General features: G+C 68.7%; 16 protein-coding genes and 1 tRNA gene. 2 read left to right on the forward strand and 15 right to left on the reverse strand.

Translation table 11 applies throughout. The features are described 5' to 3' along the window. Positions 1-115: 115 nt before the first annotated feature. The 5 genes from fusA to rpoB form a co-directional block, all read right to left on the reverse strand. On the reverse strand, positions 116-2,230 hold the full coding sequence (gene fusA / locus ABD784_RS04730) for an elongation factor G (protein ID WP_344880637.1): 2,115 nt from the start codon (positions 2,228-2,230) through the stop codon (positions 116-118). A gap of 87 nt (positions 2,231-2,317) precedes the next feature. Then, positions 2,318-2,788, reverse strand: coding sequence for a 30S ribosomal protein S7 (gene rpsG / locus ABD784_RS04735; RefSeq protein ID WP_309081131.1), 471 nt, complete (start codon positions 2,786-2,788; stop codon positions 2,318-2,320). Next, positions 2,788-3,162 (reverse strand): 30S ribosomal protein S12, encoded by a 375-nt coding sequence (gene rpsL, locus ABD784_RS04740; protein ID WP_189349245.1) that lies wholly within the window; start codon positions 3,160-3,162, stop codon positions 2,788-2,790. Before rpsL ends, rpsG begins: the two co-directional genes overlap by 1 nt. 341 nt (positions 3,163-3,503) lie before the next feature. After that, positions 3,504-7,394, reverse strand: coding sequence for a DNA-directed RNA polymerase subunit beta' (locus tag ABD784_RS04745; protein WP_344880640.1), 3,891 nt, complete (start codon positions 7,392-7,394; stop codon positions 3,504-3,506). A 121-nt stretch (positions 7,395-7,515) separates the two neighbouring features. Beyond that, positions 7,516-11,022: a DNA-directed RNA polymerase subunit beta gene (rpoB, locus tag ABD784_RS04750; protein WP_344880643.1), complete on the reverse strand. Its 3,507-nt coding sequence runs from the start codon at positions 11,020-11,022 to the stop codon at positions 7,516-7,518. A 310-nt stretch (positions 11,023-11,332) separates the two neighbouring features. Between rpoB and ABD784_RS04755 the strand changes: the two genes are divergently transcribed. Continuing rightward, on the forward strand, positions 11,333-12,550 hold the full coding sequence (locus ABD784_RS04755) for an acetyl-CoA C-acetyltransferase (protein ID WP_344880646.1): 1,218 nt from the start codon (positions 11,333-11,335) through the stop codon (positions 12,548-12,550). On the opposite strand, the gene ABD784_RS04760 is transcribed toward ABD784_RS04755, so the two are convergent. The 8 genes from ABD784_RS04760 to ABD784_RS04795 all read right to left on the reverse strand — a co-directional run bounded on the left by ABD784_RS04760 (position 12,498) and on the right by ABD784_RS04795 (position 18,009). Beyond that, positions 12,498-13,613: an acyltransferase family protein gene (locus ABD784_RS04760; protein WP_344880648.1), complete on the reverse strand. Its 1,116-nt coding sequence runs from the start codon at positions 13,611-13,613 to the stop codon at positions 12,498-12,500. The two genes, ABD784_RS04755 and ABD784_RS04760, sit on opposite strands and share 53 nt — an antisense overlap. A gap of 169 nt (positions 13,614-13,782) precedes the next feature. Beyond that, positions 13,783-14,160, reverse strand: coding sequence for a 50S ribosomal protein L7/L12 (rplL, locus tag ABD784_RS04765; protein WP_309081136.1), 378 nt, complete (start codon positions 14,158-14,160; stop codon positions 13,783-13,785). Between the two features lie 68 nt (positions 14,161-14,228). Beyond that, positions 14,229-14,789, reverse strand: coding sequence for a 50S ribosomal protein L10 (gene rplJ, locus ABD784_RS04770; protein WP_344880651.1), 561 nt, complete (start codon positions 14,787-14,789; stop codon positions 14,229-14,231). 431 nt (positions 14,790-15,220) lie between these two features. Continuing rightward, entirely contained in the window at positions 15,221-15,925 is a 705-nt protein-coding gene (gene rplA / locus ABD784_RS04775; protein WP_344880654.1) for a 50S ribosomal protein L1, read from the reverse strand. A 150-nt stretch (positions 15,926-16,075) separates the two neighbouring features. Next, entirely contained in the window at positions 16,076-16,507 is a 432-nt protein-coding gene (rplK, locus tag ABD784_RS04780; RefSeq protein ID WP_309081139.1) for a 50S ribosomal protein L11, read from the reverse strand. 144 nt (positions 16,508-16,651) lie between these two features. Then, positions 16,652-17,470: a transcription termination/antitermination protein NusG gene (gene nusG, locus ABD784_RS04785; protein ID WP_344880658.1), complete on the reverse strand. Its 819-nt coding sequence runs from the start codon at positions 17,468-17,470 to the stop codon at positions 16,652-16,654. Positions 17,471-17,546: 76 nt separating this feature from the next. Further along, positions 17,547-17,777, reverse strand: a complete 231-nt coding sequence (gene secE / locus ABD784_RS04790; RefSeq protein ID WP_344880661.1) for a preprotein translocase subunit SecE — start codon at positions 17,775-17,777, stop codon at positions 17,547-17,549. Positions 17,778-17,936: 159 nt separating this feature from the next. Next, positions 17,937-18,009, reverse strand: a tRNA-Trp gene (locus ABD784_RS04795). A gap of 218 nt (positions 18,010-18,227) precedes the next feature. On the opposite strand from ABD784_RS04795, the gene ABD784_RS04800 reads away from it, so the two are divergent. Then, the gene (locus ABD784_RS04800) at positions 18,228-19,421 is read left to right on the forward strand and encodes a pyridoxal phosphate-dependent aminotransferase (protein WP_344880664.1); all 1,194 of its coding nucleotides are present in this window, start codon (positions 18,228-18,230) and stop codon (positions 19,419-19,421) included. Here the strand turns inward: ABD784_RS04800 and ABD784_RS04805 are convergent. Together ABD784_RS04805 and ABD784_RS04810 are read right to left on the reverse strand one after the other, a co-directional pair. Beyond that, a complete protein-coding gene (locus ABD784_RS04805; protein ID WP_344880667.1) occupies positions 19,418-20,119 on the reverse strand; it encodes a response regulator transcription factor in 702 nt (233 codons plus the stop codon). The genes ABD784_RS04800 and ABD784_RS04805 overlap by 4 nt on opposite strands. Then, complete coding sequence (locus ABD784_RS04810; protein ID WP_344880670.1) at positions 20,116-21,591, reverse strand: ATP-binding protein; 1,476 nt, start codon at positions 21,589-21,591, stop codon at positions 20,116-20,118. The genes ABD784_RS04805 and ABD784_RS04810 overlap by 4 nt, the downstream gene beginning before the upstream one ends. Positions 21,592-21,602: the final 11 nt, after the last annotated feature.

Below are 21,602 nucleotides of genomic sequence, written 5' to 3' on the forward strand. Positions count from 1 at the left end.
AGGCGCCCGCGTCGTCCGGGCCCCTCAGTCTGCCCGGGCGGAGACCGCCGGTGCGGTCCCCGCCCGGTCGCCGCCGACCGTCTCCGGGCGGCGGCAGACCAGGTTCCTCAGGCGATTACTCGCCGCGGGACTTCTGGATGATCTCGTCGGCCACGGCCTTCGGGACCTCGGCGTAGCTGTCGAACGTCATGGTGTAGACGGCACGACCCTGCGTCTTGGAACGCAGGTCGCCGATGTAGCCGAACATCTCGGACAGCGGGACCGAGGCCTTGACGACCTTGACGCCCTGCGCGTCCTCCATGGACTGGATCTGGCCACGGCGGGAGTTCAGGTCGCCGATGACGTCGCCCATGTACTCCTCCGGGGTGCGGACCTCGACGGCCATGACCGGCTCGAGCAGGACCGGGTTGGCGCGGCGTGCGCCTTCCTTGAAGACCTGCGAACCGGCGAGCTTGAACGCCATCTCCGAGGAGTCGACGTCGTGGTACGCGCCGTCGATCAGGGTCGCCTTGACGCCCACGACCGGGTAGCCGGCCAGGATGCCGAACTGCATGGCGTCCTGGATGCCGGCGTCGACGGACGGGATGTACTCGCGCGGGACGCGACCGCCGGTGACGGCGTTCTTGAACTGGTACATCTCGCCCTCGGAGGTGTCCAGGGGCTCGAACGAGACCTGCACCTTGGCGAACTGGCCGGAGCCACCCGTCTGCTTCTTGTGGGTGTAGTCGACCTTCTCGGCGGCCTTCTTGATCGTCTCGCGGTAGGCCACCTGCGGCTTGCCGACGTTGGCCTCGACCTTGAACTCGCGCTTCATGCGGTCCACCAGGATGTCCAGGTGGAGCTCGCCCATGCCGCCGATCTCGGTCTGGCCGGTGTCCTCGTTGAGGTTGACCGTGAAGGTCGGGTCCTCGGCGGCCAGCTTCTGGATGGCCGTGGACAGCTTCTGCTGGTCGCCCTTGGTCTTCGGCTCGATGGCCACGGAGATCACGGGCTCCGGGAAGGTCATCGACTCGAGGACGATCGGGGCGTCCGTGGCGCTCAGGGTGTCACCGGTGGTGACGTCCTTGAGGCCGATCACGGCGTAGATGTGACCCGCCACGATCTCCTCGACCGGGTTCTCCTTGTTGGAGTGCATCTGGAACAGCTTGCCCAGACGCTCCTTCTTGCCCTTGGTCGTGTTCAGCAGCTGCGTGCCGGCCGTGACGCGGCCCGAGTAGACGCGCACGAAGGTCAGCTGGCCGAAGAACGGGTGCGAGGCGATCTTGAAGGCGAGGGCCGAGAACGGCTCGTCCTTGCTCGGCTTGCGGGTCAGCTCGACGGTCTCGTCCGACGGGTCGTGACCGATCATCGGCGGGACGTCCAGCGGGGCCGGCAGGTAGTCGATGACCGCATCCAGCATCGGCTGGACGCCGCGGTTCTTGAAGGCGGAGCCGCAGAAGACCGGGTAGGCCTCGGAGTTGACCGTCATCTTGCGGATGCCGGCCTTGAGCTCCTCGTTGGTGATTTCCTCACCCTCGAGGTACTTCTCCATGAGCTCCTCGGAGGACTCGGCAACCTGCTCGATGAGCTTGTTGCGGTACTCCTCCGCGCGCTCCTTGAGGTCCTCGGGGATCTCGCGGGTCTCGTAGGCCGCACCCATGGTGACGTCGCCCTTGGAGTCGCCCGGCCACACGAGGGCCTTCATGGAGAGCAGGTCCACGACGCCGACGAAGTCGGACTCGGAGCCGATCGGCAGCTGCATGACCAGCGGGGTCGCGCCCAGGCGCTTCACGATGGTGTCCACCGTGAAGTAGAAGTCGGCGCCCATCTTGTCCATCTTGTTGACGAAGCAGATGCGCGGGACGTCGTACTTGTCGGCCTGGCGCCACACGGTCTCCGACTGCGGCTCCACGCCCTCCTTGCCGTCGAAGACGGCAACGGCGCCGTCGAGCACGCGCAGTGCGCGCTCGACCTCGACGGTGAAGTCAACGTGGCCCGGGGTGTCGATGATGTTGATCTGGTTGTTGTCCCAGAAGCAGGTCACGGCGGCGGACGTGATGGTGATGCCGCGCTCCTTCTCCTGCTCCATCCAGTCGGTCGTCGAGGCGCCGTCGTGCGTCTCGCCGATCTTGTGGTTCACACCCGTGTAGAAGAGGATGCGTTCCGTCGTGGTGGTCTTACCGGCATCGATGTGGGCCATGATGCCGATGTTGCGGACCTTCTTGAGGTCGGTGAGCACATCCTGTGCCACGTTGTCTCCCTTTGTCTGTTGACCCGGGGACGACGGCGGCCGGGGCACCTGGGTGCTTCGGCCGCCGTCGTCCACGCGACGTCATGCTTACCAGCGGTAGTGAGCGAAGGCCTTGTTGGACTCGGCCATCTTGTGGGTGTCCTCGCGGCGCTTCACAGCGGCACCGAGACCGTTCGAGGCATCGAGGATCTCGTTCATGAGACGCTCGATCATCGTCTTCTCGCGGCGGTCCTTGGAGTAGCCGACGAGCCAACGGAGGGCGAGGGCGGTGGCGCGGCCCGGCTTGACCTCGACCGGGACCTGGTAGGTGGCGCCACCGACGCGGCGGGAGCGGACCTCGAGGGCCGGGCGGACGTTGTCCATGGCCTTCTTGAGGGTGACCACCGGGTCGTTGCCGGACTTGGCCTCGGCACCGGCGAGGGCACCGTAGACGATGCGCTCGGCGGTCGACTTCTTGCCGTCGACGAGGACCTTGTTGATGAGCTGCGTGACCAGCGGCGACCCGTAGACCGGATCGGCGACGAGCGGGCGCTTGGGCGCCGGACCCTTACGAGGCATTACTTCTTCTCCTTCTTGGCGCCGTAGCGGGAACGAGCCTGCTTACGGTTCTTCACACCCTGGGTATCGAGAGCACCGCGGACGATCTTGTAGCGCACGCCAGGGAGGTCCTTCACACGGCCGCCGCGGACCAGCACGATGGAGTGCTCCTGCAGGTTGTGGCCGACGCCCGGGATGTACGCCGTGACCTCGACGCCGCCGGAGAGGCGCACGCGGGCGACCTTGCGGAGCGCGGAGTTCGGCTTCTTCGGGGTGGTCGTGTACACACGGGTGCACACGCCACGGCGCATGGGATCGCCCTTCAGGGCGGGGGCCTTGGTCTTGTTGACCTTCGGCGAGCGGCCCTTGCGGACCAGCTGCTGAATAGTAGGCACTTTCGTGTCCTCCGGTTTCTGTGATCTGCCGCGCCGTGGGCCCAGGGAGCCGCCGGCACTGCGGTGTGGTCGTTTCATCGCAACGCAACGGCAGCGGAATCGACCGTAGGCGTGCAAAAGTGTGGCATTCGTCGCGCAACTTCCCCGCGACCCGGACCGTGTCCCTTTGCCACACACAAAACAATTGACATCAATCTACCACGATTCGGGCCCGTGCTCCGAATCGGAGCGTGTGAGCCCGGCGACGGCGAAGGGGCGGCACCGCCGCTGCGGTGCCGCCCCTCGTCGTGGATCGGCCGGATGACCTCTCCCCTAGGGGATCAGTCCCCTACTGCCTGTGATCAGCGGAAGTCGCTGCCCAGGTCGTAGTCGTCCATCGGGATGGCCGTGAACTCGGGGCTCAGCCCGTTGTCCATGCCCTCGTAGTCGAAGCCCGTGAAGGCGCTCGGCCCGGTGAACAGGTTGGCCTTGGCCTCCTCGGTCGGCTCCACCGAGACCTTCGTGTAGCGGTCCAGGCCGGTGCCGGCCGGGATCAGCTTGCCGATGATCACGTTCTCCTTCAGGCCGACGAGGGAGTCCGACTTGGCCTCCATGGCGGCCTGCGTGAGCACGCGCGTCGTCTCCTGGAAGGAGGCGGCGGAGAGCCACGAGTCGGTCGCCAGCGAGGCCTTGGTGATGCCCATGAGCTCGTCGCGGCCGGACGCCGCGGTCTTGCCCTCGGACACGGCCTTGCGGTTCTCCGAGACGAACCGGGCGCGGTCGGTGAGCTCGCCCGGCAGCAGGTCGGTGTCGCCCTGCTCGATCACGGTGATCCGGCGCAGCATCTGCCGGACGATGACCTCCACGTGCTTGTCGTGGATGCCCACACCCTGGGACTGGTAGACGTTCTGGACCTCGCGGACCAGGAACTTCTGCGCCTCCCGCGGGCCGAGCACGCGCAGCACCTGCTTGGGGTCGATCGCACCGGCGACGAGCTGCTGGCCGACCTCCACGTGGTCGCCGTCGACGACCAGCATGCGGGCACGGCGCAGGATCGGGTACGCGATGTCCTCGGTGCCGTCGTCCGGGGTGATGACGATGCGCAGCTGACGGTCGGCGTCCTCGATAGTCACGCGGCCGGCGACCTCGGAGATCGGGGCCACACCCTTCGGGGTGCGGGCCTCGAAGAGCTCCTGGATACGGGGCAGACCCTGGGTGATGTCCTCTGCGGAGGCGACACCACCCGTGTGGAACGTACGCATGGTGAGCTGCGTGCCCGGCTCGCCGATGGACTGCGCGGCGATGATGCCGACGGCCTCGCCGATGTCCACGAGCTTGCCCGTGGCCAGGGAGCGGCCGTAGCAGAGCGCGCAGGTCCCGACGGCGGACTCGCAGGTCAGCACGGAGCGGACCTTGATCTCCTGGACGCCCGCCTCGTAGAGGCGGTCGATCAGGACGTCGCCCACGTCGGCGCCGGCCTCGGCCAGCACGTTGCCCTCGGCGTCGTTGACGTCGGTGGCCAGCGTGCGGGTGTAGGCCGAGTTCTCCACGGTCTCGTGCTTGCGCACGGTGCCCAGGTCGTCGACGGTCGCGATCGGCACGGTCAGGCCGCGGCGGGTGCCGCAGTCGTCCTCGCGGACGATGACGTCCTGGGAGACGTCGACCAGACGACGGGTCAGGTAGCCCGAGTTGGCCGTCTTCAGCGCCGTATCGGCCAGGCCCTTGCGCGCACCGTGCGTCGCGATGAAGTACTCGAGGACCGTGAGGCCCTCACGGTACGAGGACTTGATCGGACGCGGGATGATGTCGCCGCGCGGGTTGGACACGAGACCACGGATACCCGCGATCTGGCGCAGCTGGAGCCAGTTGCCTCGAGCCTTCGAGGTCACCATGCGGTTGATGGTGTTCAGCTTCTCCATGCCGTTCTTCATCGCCTCGGCGACCTCGTCGGTCGCCTTGGTCCAGATGTCGACCAGCTCGGTGCGGCGCTCGTCGTCGGCGATCAGGCCCTTGTCGAACTGGGCCTGCACCTTGAGTGCCTGCTCCTCGTACGGCGCCAGGATCTCCGCCTTGTTCATGTTGGAGGAGACGTCCGAGATCGCGACCGTCACACCCGAGCGGGTCGCCCAGTAGAAGCCGGCGTCCTTCAGGTTGTCCAGCGTCTGCGCGGTGATGATCTTCGGGTAGCGCTCGGCGAGGTCGTTGACGATCTCCGAGAGCGCGTCCTTGCCCGCGACGTGCTCGACCCACGGGTAGTCCTCGGGCAGGGTCTCGTTGAAGAGCACCTGGCCCAGGGACGTCTCGATGAGCGCCGGGGTGCCCGGCTCCCAGCCCTCGGGGGCCGGCTGCTCGTCGGACGGCACGAAGCCCTCCACGCGGATCCTGGCGACGGCGTTGAGGTGCAGCTCGCCGGCGTCGTGCGCCATGATCGCCTCGGCCGCGGTCGTGAAGACACGGCCCTCGCCCTTCTCCCCCTCGCGCTTGGTGGTGAGGTGGTGGAGGCCGATGATCATATCCTGCGACGGCAGAGCCACCGGACGGCCGTCGGACGGCTTCAGGATGTTGTGCGACGAGAGCATCAGGATGCGCGCCTCGGCCTGCGCCTCCGGCGACAGCGGCAGGTGCACTGCCATCTGGTCGCCGTCGAAGTCGGCGTTGAACGCGGCGCAGACGAGCGGGTGCAGCTGCAGGGCCTTGCCCTCGACGAGCTGCGGCTCGAACGCCTGGATGCCCAGACGGTGCAGGGTAGGTGCACGGTTGAGCAGCACCGGGTGCTCGGTGATGATCTCCTCGAGCACGTCCCAGACCTGCGGGCGGTAGCGCTCGACCATGCGCTTGGCGCTCTTGACGTTCTGCGCGTGGTTGAGGTCCACCAGGCGCTTCATCACGAACGGCTTGAAGAGCTCCAGCGCCATCTGCTTGGGCAGGCCGCACTGGTGCAGCTTCAGCTGCGGGCCGACGACGATGACCGAACGGCCGGAGTAGTCGACGCGCTTGCCGAGCAGGTTCTGGCGGAAGCGGCCCTGCTTGCCCTTGAGCATGTCGGACAGCGACTTCAGCGGACGGTTGCCCGGCCCCGTGACCGGACGGCCGCGGCGGCCGTTGTCGAACAGGGAGTCCACAGCCTCCTGGAGCATACGCTTCTCGTTGTTCACGATGATCTCGGGGGCACCGAGGTCCAGCAGGCGCTTCAGGCGGTTGTTGCGGTTGATCACGCGACGGTACAGATCGTTCAGGTCGGAGGTCGCGAAGCGGCCGCCGTCCAGCTGGACCATCGGGCGCAGCTCCGGCGGGATCACCGGGACGGCGCCCAGGACCATGCCCAGCGGGCTGTTGTCCGTGGTCAGGAACGCGTTGACGACCTTCAGGCGCTTCAGCGCACGGGTCTTGCGCTGGCCCTTGCCGCTCTTGATGATGTCGCGCAGGTGCTCGGCCTCGGCCTCGAGGTCGAAGGACTCGAGGCGCTTGCGGATCGCCTCGGCGCCCATCGCGCCCTCGAAGTACAGGCCGTACTTCTCGCGCATGGCGCGGAACAGGCCCTCGTCGCCCTCGAGGTCGGCGACCTTGAGGTTCTTGAAGCGGTCCCACACCTGCTCGAGGCGCTCGATCTCGGCGTCGGCGCGCTTGCGGATCTGCGCCATCGTCTTATCGGCGAGGTCGCGGGCCTTCTTCTTCTCCGCGGCCTTGGCCCCCTCGGCCTCGAGGCGGGCGAGGTCGTTCTCCAGGTCGCGGGCGACGGCGGCGATGTCCGAGTCGCGGTTCTCGACGAGCTGCTTGCGCTGCAGGTCGTGCTGCGCCTGCAGGTTCGGCAGCTCGGCGTGACGGCGCTCCTCGTCGACCGAGGTGATCATGTAGGCCGCGAAGTAGATGATCTTCTCGAGATCCTTCGGGGCCAGGTCCAGCAGGTAGCCCAGACGGGACGGGACGCCCTTGAAGTACCAGATGTGCGTGACGGGGGCGGCCAGCTCGATGTGGCCCATGCGCTCGCGGCGCACCTTGGCACGGGTCACCTCGACGCCGCAGCGCTCGCAGATGATGCCCTTGAAGCGCACGCGCTTGTACTTGCCGCAGTAGCACTCCCAGTCCCGGGACGGACCGAAGATCTTCTCGCAGAAGAGTCCGTCCTTCTCGGGCTTCAGGGTGCGGTAGTTGATGGTCTCCGGCTTCTTGACCTCGCCGTAGCTCCACTCGTGGATGTCTTCGCCGGTGGCCAGGCCGATTCGCATGAGGCCGAAGGAGGAATCGTTGGACATATGGTCCCTATCTCTCTAATTCTCTGAAGTCTTGTCCAGCGGCGCGGGCCGCTGATGGGTTCGGGAAAAAGATCGGTACGACGGCGGGTGCCCGGCGGTGCGCCGGGCCCCCGCCCGTGTACTAGACCTCCTCGACGGAGCTCGGCTCGGCCCGCGAGAGGTCGATGCCGAGTTCTTCCGCGGCCCGGAAGACTTCCTCGTCCGAGTCACGCATCTCGATCGTGGTGCCGTCCGCGGACAGCACCTCGACGTTCAGGCACAGCGACTGCATTTCCTTGATGAGCACCTTGAAGGACTCGGGCACGCCCGGGTCCGGGATGTTCTCGCCCTTGACGATCGCCTCGTAGACCTTCACGCGGCCGTGGACGTCGTCGGACTTGATGGTCAGCAGCTCCTGCAGCGTGTAGGCGGCGCCGTACGCCTCCAGGGCCCAGACCTCCATCTCACCGAAGCGCTGGCCGCCGAACTGGGCCTTACCGCCGAGCGGCTGCTGGGTGATCATGGAGTACGGGCCGGTCGAGCGCGCGTGGATCTTGTCGTCGACCAGGTGATGCAGCTTCAGGATGTACATGTAGCCGACGGAGATCGGGTCCGGGAACGGCTCGCCGGAGCGGCCGTCGAACAGGTTCGCCTTGCCGGTGTTGCCGATCAGCCGCTGGCCGTCGCGGGTCGGGGTGGTGTGGTCCAGCAGGTTGCGGACCTCGCCCTCCTCGGCGCCGTCGAAGACCGGGGTCGCGACCGTCGTCGGGCCCGACTCGCGGGGCAGGTTCGGGAGGTGCTGCAGCCACTCGGGCTCGCCCTCGATCTTCCAGCCCTGCTTCGCGGCCCAGCCCAGGTGGATCTCCAGGACCTGGCCGATGTTCATGCGGCCCGGGACGCCCAGCGGGTTCAGGATCACGTCGACCGGCGTGCCGTCCTCGAGGAACGGCATGTCCTCGACGGGCAGGATGCGCGAGATGACGCCCTTGTTGCCGTGGCGGCCGGCGAGCTTGTCGCCGTCGGTGATCTTGCGCTTCTGCGCCACGTAGACGCGGACCAGCTGGTTCACGCCCGGGGGCAGCTCGTCGTCGTTGTCGCGGTCGAAGATCCGCACGCCGATGACGGTGCCGGACTCGCCGTGGGGCACCTTCAGGGACGTGTCGCGGACCTCGCGGGACTTCTCGCCGAAGATGGCGCGCAGCAGGCGCTCCTCCGGGGTCAGCTCCGTCTCGCCCTTCGGCGTGACGCGGCCGACCAGGATGTCGCCGGCCTCGACCTCGGCGCCGATGTGGATGATGCCGCGCTCGTCGAGCTGGCTCAGCACCTCCTCGGACACGTTCGGGATGTCGCGGGTGATCTCCTCGGCACCGAGCTTGGTGTCGCGGGCATCGACCTCGTGCTCCTCGATGTGGATCGAGGTCAGGACGTCCTCGGACACCATCCGCTGGGACAGGATGATGGCGTCCTCGAAGTTGTGGCCCTCCCAGGACATGAACGCCACCAGGAGGTTCTTGCCCAGCGACAGCTCGCCCTTGTCGGTCGACGGACCGTCGGCGAGGATGCTCTGGAACTCCACGCGGTCGCCCTCGGAGACGCGGACCCGCTGGTTGTACGCGTTGCCCTGGTTGGAGCGCGCGAACTTCATGATCGGGTACGCGGACTCCGTGCCGTCGTCGTTCATGACGATGACCAGGTCGGCGGAGACCGTGGTGACCACACCGGCCTTCTCGGCGGTGACGGCGTCACCGGCGTCGACGGCCACGTACTTCTCCATGCCGGTGCCCACGAGCGGGGCCTCCGACTGGAGCAGCGGCACGGCCTGACGCTGCATGTTGGCGCCCATGAGCGCGCGGTTGGCGTCGTCGTGCTCGAGGAACGGGATCAGGGCCGTCGCCGCGGACACCATCTGGCGCGGGGAGACGTCCATGAAGTCGATCTCGGACGGGGAGACGAGCACGGGCTCGCCGCCGCCGCCGCGCTCGCGGCAGAGGACGAGGTCCTCGGCGAAGCGCTGGTCGTCCGTCAGGGGCGCGTTGGCCTGGGCGATGAGGGCGTCGAGCTCCTCGTCGGCCGTGAGGTACTGGACCTCCTCGGTGACCCGGCCGTCGACGACCTTGCGGTACGGCGACTCGATGAAGCCGAACGCGTTGATGCGCGCGTAGGTCGCGAGCGAGCCGATCAGGCCGATGTTCGGGCCTTCAGGGGTCTCGATCGGGCACATGCGGCCGTAGTGCGACGGGTGGACGTCACGGACCTCCATGCCGGCGCGGTCGCGGGACAGGCCGCCCGGGCCGAGCGCGGACAGGCGGCGCTTGTGCGTCAGGCCGGCCAGCGGGTTGTTCTGGTCCATGAACTGCGACAGCTGGGAGGTTCCGAAGAACTCCTTGATCGCGGCGACGACCGGGCGGATGTTGATCAGCGTCTGCGGCGTGATGGCCTCGACGTCCTGCGTGGTCATGCGCTCGCGGACGACGCGCTCCATGCGGGACAGGCCGGTGCGGACCTGGTTCTCGATCAGCTCGCCGACGGCGCGGATGCGGCGGTTGCCGAAGTGGTCGATGTCGTCGACCTCGACGCGGATGTCCACGTCCTCGCCGTTGCGGCGACCCGGGACCGTGGCCTCGCCCGCGTGCAGCGCGACGAGGAACTTGATCATGGCGACGATGTCGTCGTTGCCGAGCACCGAGGCGCCCGGACCGGAGAGCGGCTTGTCCAGCCCCAGCTTGCGGTTGATCTTGTAGCGGCCGACCTTCGCCAGGTCGTAGCGCTTCGCGTTGAAGTACAGGTTGTCCAGCAGGTTCTGCGCGGACTCGACTGTCGGCGGCTCTCCCGGACGGAGCTTGCGGTAGATGTCGAGGAGGGCTTCCTCCTGCGTCTCCGTGGTGTCCTTCTCCAGGGTGGCGCGGATCGACTCGTAGTTGCCGAACTCGGCCAGGATGTCGGCCTCGCTCCAGCCGAGGGCCTTGAGCAGGACCGTGACGGACTGCTTGCGCTTGCGGTCGAGGCGGACGCCGACCTGGTCGCGCTTGTCGATCTCGAGCTCGAGCCAGGCACCGCGGGAGGGGATGACCTTGGCGGTGAAGATGTCCTTGTCGGACGTCTTGTCCGGGGTGCGCTCGAAGTAGGCGCCCGGGGAGCGGACCAGCTGCGAGACGACGACGCGCTCGGTGCCGTTGATGATGAACGTGCCGTTCTGGGTCATCAGCGGGAAGTCGCCCATGAACACGGTCTGCTGCTTGATCTCGCCCGTGTTGTTGTTCATGAACTCGGCCTTGACGTACAGCGGCGCGGCGTAGGTCGCGTCGCGGTCCTTGCACTCGGCCTCGGTGTACTTGGGGTCGGCGAACTCCGGATCGGAGAAGCTCAGCGACATCGTCTGCTGGAAGTCCTCGATCGGGGAGATCTCCTCGAAGATCTCGGAGAGGCCGGAGACCTCGGCGATGCTGTCGTCGCCGATCTCCTGGGCCGCCGCGAAGCGGTCCTTCCACCGCTGGTTGCCCACCAGCCAGTCGAAGCTCTCCGTCTGCAGTGCCAGCAGGTTGGGCACGTCCAGCGGTTCGTGGATCTTTGCGAATGAGATTCGGCCAGCCGCTTCTGCGGACCGCGCCGAACTAGCGGTTACGTTTTGAGAGGTGCTCGAGGCGACCAAGATGGATCCTTCCACAGACCGTCAGGTTTCCGAGCGCCTCCCCCGCCCGTCCATGCCGCCGCCGTCAGTCGGGCACACCAGTCGTCGTACTGGGTGCTGCTGATCGGGTTGCCGGTCGACATCACGGGATTCTCGGACCCACCGCTATATGAAGGCCAGAACGCAGAGAGGGAAGACGCAAAGCTCCATTCTACATACGGGCACCTAGCATGTCTAGTGGAGGATTGACAAGCGGCACACGCGGGATTCCCGCCGATGCGGCCCTGACCAGCGGACTCCACTGTGTCATTGGTCACGCTAGAGTGGTTGCATGAGCATTCGGGATATGGGGAGCAAGGACGCCGGCGCCGCCCGGGAGGCCGTGATCGTCGGCGGCGCGCGCACGCCGTTCGGCCGGTTCAACGGGGGCCTCGCGGCCCTGACCGCGGTGCAGCTCGGCGCCCGCGCGATCGCCGGGGCACTGGAGCGCTCGGGGGTCGGCGCGGACGCCGTCGACGCCGTCGTGATGGGCCAGGTGGTCCAGGCCGGCGCCGGCCAGAACCCGGCGCGGCAGGCGGCCGTCGCCGCCGGCATCGGCTGGGACGTCCCCACCGTCACCATCAACAAGGTCTGCCTCTCCGGGCTGGCCGCCGTCACCGACGCCGCCCGCCTGGTGCGCCTGGGCGAGGCGGACGTGGTCGTGGCCGGCGGCATGGAGTCCATGACGAACGGCCCGCACGTGCTGCCCGGATCGCGCCGGGGCTGGACCTACGGGGACATCTCGGCGGTCGACTCCGTGGCCCACGACGGGCTGACGGACGCGTTCGACGGCGTCTCCATGGGCGTGAGCACCGAGCGGCACAACAGCGGCCTCGGGATCGCCCGCGCCGATCAGGACGAGGTCGCCGCCGAGTCGCACCGACGCGCGGCGGCCGCCCAGGCCGAGGGCGTGTTCGAGCAGGAGATCGTGCCGGTGGAGATCCCCCGGCGCAAGGGCGAGCCCGTGGTGGTCTCCGCGGACGAGGGCGTCCGGCCGGACACGACCCCGGAGACCCTCGCGGGGCTGCGCCCCGCCTTCGACCCCGACGGGACCATCACGGCCGGCAACTCCTCGCCGCTCTCGGACGGCGCGGCGGCCGTCGTCGTCGCGTCCCGGGCCTACGCCGAGGAGCACGGGCTGACCGTGCTGGCGGCGATCGGCGCCCCCGGGCAGGTGGCCGGCCCGGACAACTCGCTGCACTCGCAGCCCTCCCGGGCGATCGAGCGGGCGCTGGCGACCGCCGGCTGGAGCATCGCCGACGTCGACTTCGTCGAGATCAACGAGGCCTTCGGCGCCGTGGCGTGCCAGTCGCTGCGGGACCTGGACTACCCGCTGGAGCGGACCAACATCCACGGCGGGGCGATCGCGCTGGGGCACCCGATCGGCGCCTCCGGTGCGCGCCTGGCGCTGCACGCGGCGCTGGAGCTCGCGCGCCGCGGATCCGGCCGGGCCGCGGTCAGCCTGTGCGGCGGAGGAGGGCAGGGCGAAGCCCTCCTGCTGCAGCGCTGACGCGCTCCCCCGCCCAGTCCAGGCCGCGCGTGACCGCGTGGGAGAGCGGCTTGCCGTACGGCCGCTCGACCGCGCGGTGCACCGCGTAGGCCGCTACGAGGACCAGGGCGACGACGGCGGCGAGCGTCAGGGGGCGCGGGAGGACGGGGGCCAGGATCCCGATGAGCCACCAGCCCCACATCTGGTGCAGGAGGTAGACCGGGTAGGTCAGGGCGCCAGCAGTCGTGGCGCCGGGGACCTGCCAGTCGCGGGCCCGGGTGAGCGTCATGCCCGCGAGCAGGGCGAACAGGGCCACCACGATCGGCCAGTAGACCTCGGGGGCGATCGTGTAGCCGACCAGCGATTCGACCTCGCCGCTGATGCGCTTGCCCGTGAAGAAGGCGCTGAGGGCCACGTTGGTGCCCAGGACGATCCAGCGCAGCGGCGTGTGCCCGAAGCGGAAGATGAGGAAGAGCGCGATGCCACCGGCGAAGAGCGGTGCGTGCTGCTTCATGAGGACGGCGTCCAGCGCCCCGAGCCCGGCGGCGTCCGCGAGGATCCCCGCCACCGGCCAGAGGCCGGCGAACGCGAGCATGCGCCCGGGCGTGAGCCAGCCGAGGAGCATGAACAGCAGGATCCAGCCGTAGAAGCGCATCTCGGCCCAGAGGGTCCAGTAGACGCCGTCGATGTCCGGGACGTCGGCCGCGGACTGGAACATCGTGAAGTTCACGGCCCAGTCGGCGTAGGTGAGCTTGTCGCCGGCGTCGGCCCAGATGAAGAAGACGAGGACCCCGGTGGCGAGGACGCCCACCCAGTAGGCGGGGAAGAGCCGGCCGATGCGCGAACCGACGAACTGGCTGGGCCGCCGGCCGTAGCTGGAGAGCAGGATGACGAAGCCGCTGACGATGAAGAACAGCGGAACGCCGAGGTTGCCGAAGGTCGTGATCCGGCTGAGCAGCGGCCAGGCCTCGCTGGCGTTGTCCGGACCCCAGTTGCTGTGGTGCCATGCGGTGTAGTGGTAGAAGACCACCAGCAGCGCCGCCACGAGGCGCGTGACATCGAGGAGGGCCAGCCGAGATCTCATATTGGTAACGATACGAAGTCAGGCTTGGAGCCCGGTCAACGTTGACTGGGACGCCGGTGCGCGCCGGAGGGGCGGATTGGTACGACGAAACCCCGTCCCCCGCTGCTGCGGGGAACGGGGTTTCGTCGGTGAGATCCGGTCGGGACCGGCCTCGAGAAGTCCGGGGGACTTACTTGAGGGTGACCGTGGCGCCGGCGGCCTCGAGGGCCTCCTTGGCCTTCTCGGCGGTCTCCTTGTTGGCGCCCTCGAGGACGGCCTTCGGAGCGCCGTCGACGAGCTCCTTGGCTTCCTTCAGGCCCAGCGACGTGAGGCCACGGACCTCCTTGATGACGCCGATCTTCTTGTCGCCGGCGGCCTCGAGGATGACGTCGAACTCGGTCTGCTCCTCGGCAGCGGCCTCGCCGCCACCGGCGGCCGGGCCGGCAACGGCGACGGCAGCAGCGGTGACCTCGAAGGTCTCCTCGAAGGACTTCACGAACTCGGAGAGCTCGATGATGCTCATTTCCTTGAAAGCGTCGAGCAGCTCGTCAGTGGTAAGCTTCGCCATGATTTTGGCGTCCTTTCCTTTGAGCGGCGCCCTGGAGGCGCCGCAAGTTTGCGGTGGGGTGAGAAGCCTCAGGCCTCTTCGGTGGCGGCGTCGGAAGCGGGCGCTTCCTCGGCCTCGGCGGCGGGAGCCTCAGCCGGGGCGCCACCTTCTTCTTCGAGCTTCGCGCGCAGCGCGTCGATGATGCGGGCCGCGGCGGACGCCGGGGCCTGCAGGACACCGGCGACGCGGGCCAGCTGGTGCTCACGCGACTCGAGTGCGGCCAGGGCCTCGACCCCGCTCGCGTCGAGTGCCTTGCCCTCGAAGAAGCCGGTCTTCACGACCAGCTGCTTGTTGTCCTTGGCGAAGTCCGTGAGGCTCTTGGCAGCAGCCACGGCGTCGCCCTTGATGAAGGCGATGGCGGTCGGGCCGGAGAGCTGGTCATCGAACGCGTCGATGCCCGCTTCCTTGGCGGCGATGCTGGTCAGGGTGTTCTTGACGACCGAGTACTTGGTCTCGGGACCAAGTGCACGGCGCAGATCCTTGAGCTTCGCCACCGAGAGCCCGCGGTATTCGGTCAGGACAGCGGCGTTCGACTCCTTGAAGTCGGCGGTGATCTCCTCAACAGCGGTGATCTTGCTCTGCGTTGCCATAACCCTCCTTCCGGGGATTGAGTCGGATGTCGATCAGTTCCGGAAGTCCCGCCCCTGGGGGCTCGGGCCCGGGAGGGCCGCACACAAAAAACGCCCCGTGCAGGCGCACAGGGCTTCGAGTACGACGACGTGGTCACCGTGGAGGAAGTGTGTCACCTGCGTGGGTCGTCCTCTACGAGGAACTTTCAGATGCCCGCCCCGGCTCATCCTCGCGGATTCGCCATGGGCACACACCGACCGACGGTCTTAGGTACAGACAACTATAGCGATGCGGCGTCCGCGCGCCAAATCGGCGGGCCGCACCCCGAGGCGGGCCCCGCGGCGAGCCGCGGGAGCGGATCCCGCCCACCCGCCCGGACCCGGACTGGCCCGGAGACGCGGAAGGCCCCGCTGCGCGAGCAGCGGGGCCTTCCGGCGGCGGTCCGGGGACCTTAGGCCGTGACGACCTTGGTGACGTTCGGGTCGACCGGGATGCCCGGGCCGAAGGTCGTGGCGACGGTGGCCTTGCTGATGTAGCGACCCTTGGAAGCGGTCGGCTTCAGGCGGAGGATCTCCTCCAGGGCTGCAGCGTAGTTCTCGGCGAGCTTCTCGACGTCGAAGGACGCCTTGCCGATGATGAAGTGCAGGTTGGAGTGCTTGTCGACGCGGAAGTCGATCTTGCCGCCCTTGATGTCCTCGACGGCCTTGGCGACGTTCATGGTCACCGTGCCCGTCTTCGGGTTCGGCATGAGGTTGCGTGGGCCGAGGATCTTGCCCAGGCGGCCCACCTTGCCCATGAGGTCCGGGGTGGCGACGGCGGCATCGAAGTCGGTCCAGCCGCCCTGGATCTTCTCGATGATGTCGTCCGAGCCGACGTAGTCGGCGCCGGCGGCGATAGCGGCCTCGGCCTTGTCTCCGGTGGCGATGACGACCACGCGGGCCGTCTTGCCGGTGCCGTGCGGCAGGTTGACGGTGCCGCGGACCATCTGGTCGGCCTTGCGCGGGTCGACGCCCAGGCGGAAGGCGACCTCGACGGTCGGGTCGGCCTTGGAGACAGCGGTCTCCTTGGCGAGAGCCACGGCTTCGGCCGGCGAGTACAGCTTGCCGAAGTCGATCTTGGCTACAGCTGCCTCGTATGCTTTGCTGCGCTTTGCCATCTGCGTTTTCTCCTTATGCAGTCGTGGTCCAGTGGGTCGCGCTCGACCCTGCCACTTGCGGTGTCCGGCTCATTCGGCCGGCCCGCGTCTTCGATGTTGAGGTGTCCCGGGTGGGACTGCTCCGGACGAACCGGGGCGGGGTGGGGCTGGTCAGCCCTCGACGGTGATGCCCATGGAGCGGGCGGTGCCGGCGATGATCTTGGCGGCGGCCTGGACGTCGTTGGCGTTCAGGTCCGTCATCTTCTGCTCTGCGATCTCCTCGCACTGCGCCTGGGTCAGCTTGGCGACCTTGACGGTGTGCGGGGTGGCGGAGCCCTTCTGGACGCCTGCAGCCTTCTTGATGAGCTCGGCGGCCGGCGGGGTCTTCGTGATGAAGGTGAAGGAACGGTCCTCGTAGACCGTGATCTCCACGGGGATCACGTTGCCGCGCTGGGATTCGGTCGCAGCGTTGTACGCCTTGCAGAACTCCATGATGTTGACACCGTGCTGACCAAGCGCGGGACCGATCGGCGGGGCCGGGTTGGCGGCGCCTGCCTGGATCTGCAGCTTGATGAGGCCGGTGACCTTCTTCTTGGGGGCCATGTCGGGTCCTTCTACTCTTTACGTTTCCCACGCAGCACAGGAGCGTGCTGGAGGGGGTTGATTGCCGTGGCGCGGCAACCGAACGGCCCCATCCGGTCAAAGCGGTCCGGAATGGGGCCGAAGCCTGTTAATACTACGGGATCGCTACTGGATCTTGGTGACCTGGTCGAAGGACAGGGTCACCGGCGTCTCGCGCTCGAAGATCGAGACCAGGACCACGAGCTGCTTGGTGTCCAGCTTGATCTCGGAGATCGTGGCCGGCAGCGTCTCGAACGGGCCGTCGTTGACGGTGACCGACTCGCCGACCTCGAAGTCCACGGTGACCTCGGAGATCGGGGCGCGGCCCGGCTTCGAGGAGCCCTCCCCGTCCTCCTCCGAGACGATCGTGTGCTCCAGCATCGAGAAGACCTCGTCCAGGCTCAGCGGCGTCGGATCGTGGGCGTTGCCGACGAATCCGGTCACACCGGGAGTGTGGCGGACGACACCCCAGGACTCGTCCGTGAGCTCCATGCGCACGAGCACGTAGCCCGGGATGCGCACGCGGCGGACGATCTTCTTGGTGGTGTTCTTGATCTCCATGACCTCTTCCATGGGGACCTGGATCTCGTAGATGAAATCCTCCATGTTGAGGGTCTGGATGCGGGTCTCCAGGTTGACCTTCACGCGGTTCTCGTAGCCCGCGTAGGAGTGGATGACGTACCAGTCGCCCGGCTGGCGGCGCAGCTTGGCCCGGAACTCCTCCTTGGGGTCGACCTCCGGCGCGGCGTCCGCGTCCTCGGTGGCCGACTCGGCGTCCGGGGCCTCGGCGTCCGCCTCGGCGGCGGGCGCGTCCTGCGCCGGCGCTGCGCCGTCGGAATCTGCGCCCTCGGAAACGGCAGCTTCGGCCGACGCCTCGGCGTCGGCCTCCGGTGCCAGGTCAACGTTCTCTTCGTTGCCCTGGGCTTCGAGTTCCTGATCGGACACGGGGTTCCTGCTTTCTGTCACTGGTTAACCAGAAGTGTTCATCGTGCAGCGGGCCGTCGCCACGCGTCAACGAGACTTACTGCTCCAGCGGTTCCGTGAAAACGAAGATCGACGCGTTGCCGAACAGGAAGTCCAGTGCACTGACAATCAGCATCACGATGATGACGAAGCAGAGAACGGTGATCGTGTAGTTGACCCATTCCTTCTTCGTCGGCGTGACGACCTTTTTCAGCTCGGAGACGACCTGACGGAGGAAGAGCGCGATCTTGGCGAAGATCCCCCGATTGTCGGCCTTGGGAGCTCGCATGTCGTTAGAGTCGCTCGCCGCGGTATCGCTCACGCTACCTCGATCCAGGTGGTTTCCGATGAAACAGTCACGGTGCCCCGCTGGTCCCTCAGACCCGCGAGACACCGTGACGTGGTTATCGCTGAGCACATCACGGACGGATCCATGATGGCCACTGCGCAGGGCAGACAGGACTCGAACCTGCAACCTGCGGTTTTGGAGACCGCTGCGCTACCAATTGCGCCACTACCCTAGGTTGTTCCGATCGCCCGCACCCGGCTCGGGGCAACTGCCCCACCGACTGCACGGTCCGATCGCGGTGCTTCGCAACACCGAGGTAAAAGTTTACGCAATGGATCGCCACAAGTCGAACCGGACGTCGCGGCGAGCCGCCGGGCACCATGTCGCGGGCCCGCACCACTAAGCTGGGACCGTCGCCCCGCAACCACAGTGAAAGCGAGCCAGAAGCGCATGTCCCGGATCTCCCGCCGCGTCGGTTCCATCGCCGAGTCCGCCACCCTCGCCGTCGACGCGAAGGCCAAGGCCCTCAAGGCCGCCGGGCGCCCGGTGATCGGCTTCGGCGCCGGCGAACCCGACTTCCCGACCCCCGAGTACATCGTCGACGCCGCCGTCGAGGCCGCGCGCGATCCGCGGAACCACCGCTACTCCCCCGCCGCCGGCCTGCCGGAGCTGCGCGAGGCGATCGCCGCGAAGACGCTGCGGGACTCCGGGTACGAGGTCGCCGCCAGCCAGGTCCTCGTGACCAACGGCGGCAAGCAGGCCGTCTACAACACGTTCGCGACGCTGCTGGACCCCGAGGACGAGGTCCTGGTCCCCGCCCCGTACTGGACCACGTACCCGGAGGCCATCCGCCTCGCCGGCGGTGTGCCCGTCGACGTGTTCGCCGGGCCGGAGGCCGAGTACAAGGTCACCGTCGACCAGCTCGAGGCCGCCCGCACGGACCGGACCAAGATCCTCGTCTTCGTCTCCCCCTCCAACCCGACCGGCGCCGTGTACTCCCCGGACGAGGTCGTCGCGATCGGCCGCTGGGCTGCGGAGCACGGCCTCTGGGTGGTGACGGACGAGATCTACGAGCACCTGGTGTACGACGGCGTCGAGTTCACGTCGATCGCCGGCGCCGTCCCCGAGCTGGCCGACCGCGTGGTGATCCTCAACGGCGTCGCGAAGACCTACGCCATGACCGGCTGGCGCGTCGGCTGGATGGTCGGCCCGCAGGACGTCATCAAGGCGGCCACCAACCTGCAGTCGCACGCCACCTCCAACGTCTCCAACGTCTCCCAGCGCGCGGCCCTGGCCGCCGTCACGGGGTCGCTGGACGCGGTGCACGAGATGCGCGCGGCCTTCGACCGCCGCCGCCGGGCGATGGTCTCCGCGCTGAACGAGATCGAGGGCTTCTACGCGCCGACGCCGCAGGGCGCGTTCTACGCGTACGTCGACGTCCGCGGGGCGCTCGGCCGGGAGATCGGCGGGGCCACCCCGACGACGTCCGCGGAGCTGGCGGCGCTGATCCTCGAGCAGGCCGAGGTCGCGGTCGTCCCGGGCGAGGCCTTCGGCCCGTCGGGCTTCATCCGTCTCTCCTACGCCCTCGGCGACGAGGACCTGGCCGAGGGCGTCGCCCGCATCCAGAGGCTCCTCGCCCGCTAGAGGATGCGGCGGTCCACGGCCCAGCGCGTGAGCTCGTGCCGGTTGGACAGCTGCAGCTTGCGCAGCACGGAGGAGACGTGGGTCTCGACGGTCTTGACGGAGATGAAGAGGTCCTTCGCGACCTCCTTGTAGCTGTAGCCGCGGGCGATGAGCCGCATGACCTCGAGCTCGCGCGCCGAGAGCAGGTCCAGATCGTCGTCCGCGCTCACCGCGGCACCCGTGCCGAACGCGTCCAGCACGAAACCCGCCAGCCGTGGCGAGAAGACGGCGTCTCCCCCGGCCACCCGCACGACGGCGTCGGAGATCTCCCGGCCCGAGGCCGACTTGGTGATGTAGCCGCGCGCGCCGGCGCGGATGACGGTCACGACGTCCTCGGCCGCGTCCGAGACGCTGAGGGCCAGGAAGCGGGTCGCCGCGAGCTGGCCCGCGCAGACCGCGAGCACCTCCGCCCCGCCGCCGCCGCGACCGCCCGGCAGGTGGACGTCCAGCAGGACGACCTCCGGCCGCAGCCGCTGCACGGCGGCGACGGCCTCCTCGACCGTCGCCGCCTCGCCGACGACCTCCAGCCGCCCGTCGAGCTCGGCCCGCAGGCCGGCCCGGAAGACCGCGTGGTCGTCCACGACCACCACCCGGATCGGTGCCCCGGCACCCGGGGCGCCGGTCGGCTGGTCCGGGACGACGCCGTCGTGCTGGTTCATGCCTGTTCCTCCTGGTGGGCGCGCTGCGCCCGTTCCTCGTGGGCCGGCTCGTCGCCGGCGCCCTGTCCGTCGGTCGACCGGCCGCCCGCGCGGCCGTTCCCGTTCCCGTTGCGCCCGTCCTCGGCCGTCACGGGCAGGCAGAGCTGGACCTCCGTGCCGTCGGGACCGCTGCGGATCCGGGCGGTGCCGCCATGACGCTGCATGCGTCCAATGATGGACTCGCGCACGCCGAGCCGGTCCTCGGCGATGGTGTCCAGGGAGAAGCCGTCCCCGCGGTCGCGGACGAACACCGCGACCTCGCGCGGGCCGCTCTCCACGTACACCGAGACGCTGCCGCCGGCGTGCTTGGCCGCATTGGCCATCGCCTCGCGCGCGGCCTGGACCAGGGCGTCCTGCCCGGGCACGCCCTCCACCCGGCCCACCGTCACGACGTCGAACCGGACCGGGTAGTGCGCCTCCAGTTCGGCGGCCTCGTTCCGGATCCCGTCCCCGACGTCCGTCTGCTCCGTCGGCGCGTCCCGGTAGAGCCACTGCCGCAGCTCCCGCTCCTGGGCGCGGGCGAGCCGGACCACGTGCGCCTCGTCGCCGGCGCGCTGCTGGATCAGGGCGAGGGTCTGCAGGACGGAGTCGTGCAGGTGGGCGGCGATGTCGGCCCGCTCCGCGGCGCGGATGCGGCTCGCGCGCTCGGCCTGGTAGTCGCGCCAGAAGCGCAGCCCCCAGGGCAGGAGCACCACCACCACGCCCGCCAGGACCACCAGGGAGACCAGGGCCCCGGCCCAGATCGCCTCGACCTGCAGGCTCTGCGCGAGCAGGAGCATCAGGCCGACGATCACGAGCGCGAGACCGGCCGCGAGCCGGACTCCGAGGATCCAGCGCCGGCCCCGTCGCGGAGTCCCGGCGGCGCCTGCCTCCGGATCGGCGTCCGCCCGGGCGCCCGGCTCCGCGGGGGCCGACGCATGGAAGCGGGAGCGCCCCGCGTCGATCTGCGTCCACACGAGGGCCGCGCCCGCGGCGGTCACCACCATCGGCCACACGAAGCCCCACGCCAGGTCGACGCCGAGCAGCTGCGCGACCAGCAGCAGACCGGCGGCCAGCAGGGCGACGCCGATCAGCACGGTCCGCAGGGCCTGTCCCGCGCCCGGGTCGCCGAGACCGGCCGGGAGACCGCGCATGGCGTCGGCCAGGGTCCGGCGCCGGGAGGCGCCGAGCGTCTCCGATGTCCGGGCGGCGTCCGTGCTGCTGGGCAGCAGGATCCACAGCCACGCGTACAGGAAGACGCCGGCCCCGCCGGCGAAGGCGGCCAGCACCATCAGCAGCCGGACCACCCACGCCTGGGTCCCCAGGTGCGCGGCGAGCCCGGAGCAGACGCCCGCGAGCACGCCGGGCTCGCTCCGCAGCAACGGCTCCCGGCCGGCCGAACGCGCGCCGGCGGCGTCGGGTCCCGGCGGGGTCCCGGGTGGAGTGGCAGTCATGGAACTACTAA

The organism is Zhihengliuella alba (assembly GCF_039538765.1).
Classification (GTDB): Bacteria; Actinomycetota; Actinomycetes; order Actinomycetales; family Micrococcaceae; genus Zhihengliuella; species Zhihengliuella alba.

Coding starts and splice junctions, on each gene's coding strand:
- ABD784_RS04760 (WP_344880648.1), bottom strand. CDS start 13,613: ATGAGATCTCGGCTGGCCCTCCTCGATGTCACGCGCCTCGTGGCGGCG.
- ABD784_RS04805 (WP_344880667.1), bottom strand. CDS start 20,119: ATGAACCAGCACGACGGCGTCGTCCCGGACCAGCCGACCGGCGCCCCG.
- rplJ (WP_344880651.1), bottom strand. CDS start 14,789: ATGGCAACGCAGAGCAAGATCACCGCTGTTGAGGAGATCACCGCCGAC.
- ABD784_RS04800 (WP_344880664.1), top strand. CDS start 18,228: ATGTCCCGGATCTCCCGCCGCGTCGGTTCCATCGCCGAGTCCGCCACC.
- ABD784_RS04755 (WP_344880646.1), top strand. CDS start 11,333: ATGAGCATTCGGGATATGGGGAGCAAGGACGCCGGCGCCGCCCGGGAG.
- rplK (WP_309081139.1), bottom strand. CDS start 16,507: ATGGCCCCCAAGAAGAAGGTCACCGGCCTCATCAAGCTGCAGATCCAG.
- ABD784_RS04810 (WP_344880670.1), bottom strand. CDS start 21,591: ATGACTGCCACTCCACCCGGGACCCCGCCGGGACCCGACGCCGCCGGC.
- rplA (WP_344880654.1), bottom strand. CDS start 15,925: ATGGCAAAGCGCAGCAAAGCATACGAGGCAGCTGTAGCCAAGATCGAC.
- secE (WP_344880661.1), bottom strand. CDS start 17,777: ATGCGAGCTCCCAAGGCCGACAATCGGGGGATCTTCGCCAAGATCGCG.
- rpsG (WP_309081131.1), bottom strand. CDS start 2,788: ATGCCTCGTAAGGGTCCGGCGCCCAAGCGCCCGCTCGTCGCCGATCCG.
- ABD784_RS04745 (WP_344880640.1), bottom strand. CDS start 7,394: ATGTCCAACGATTCCTCCTTCGGCCTCATGCGAATCGGCCTGGCCACC.
- rplL (WP_309081136.1), bottom strand. CDS start 14,160: ATGGCGAAGCTTACCACTGACGAGCTGCTCGACGCTTTCAAGGAAATG.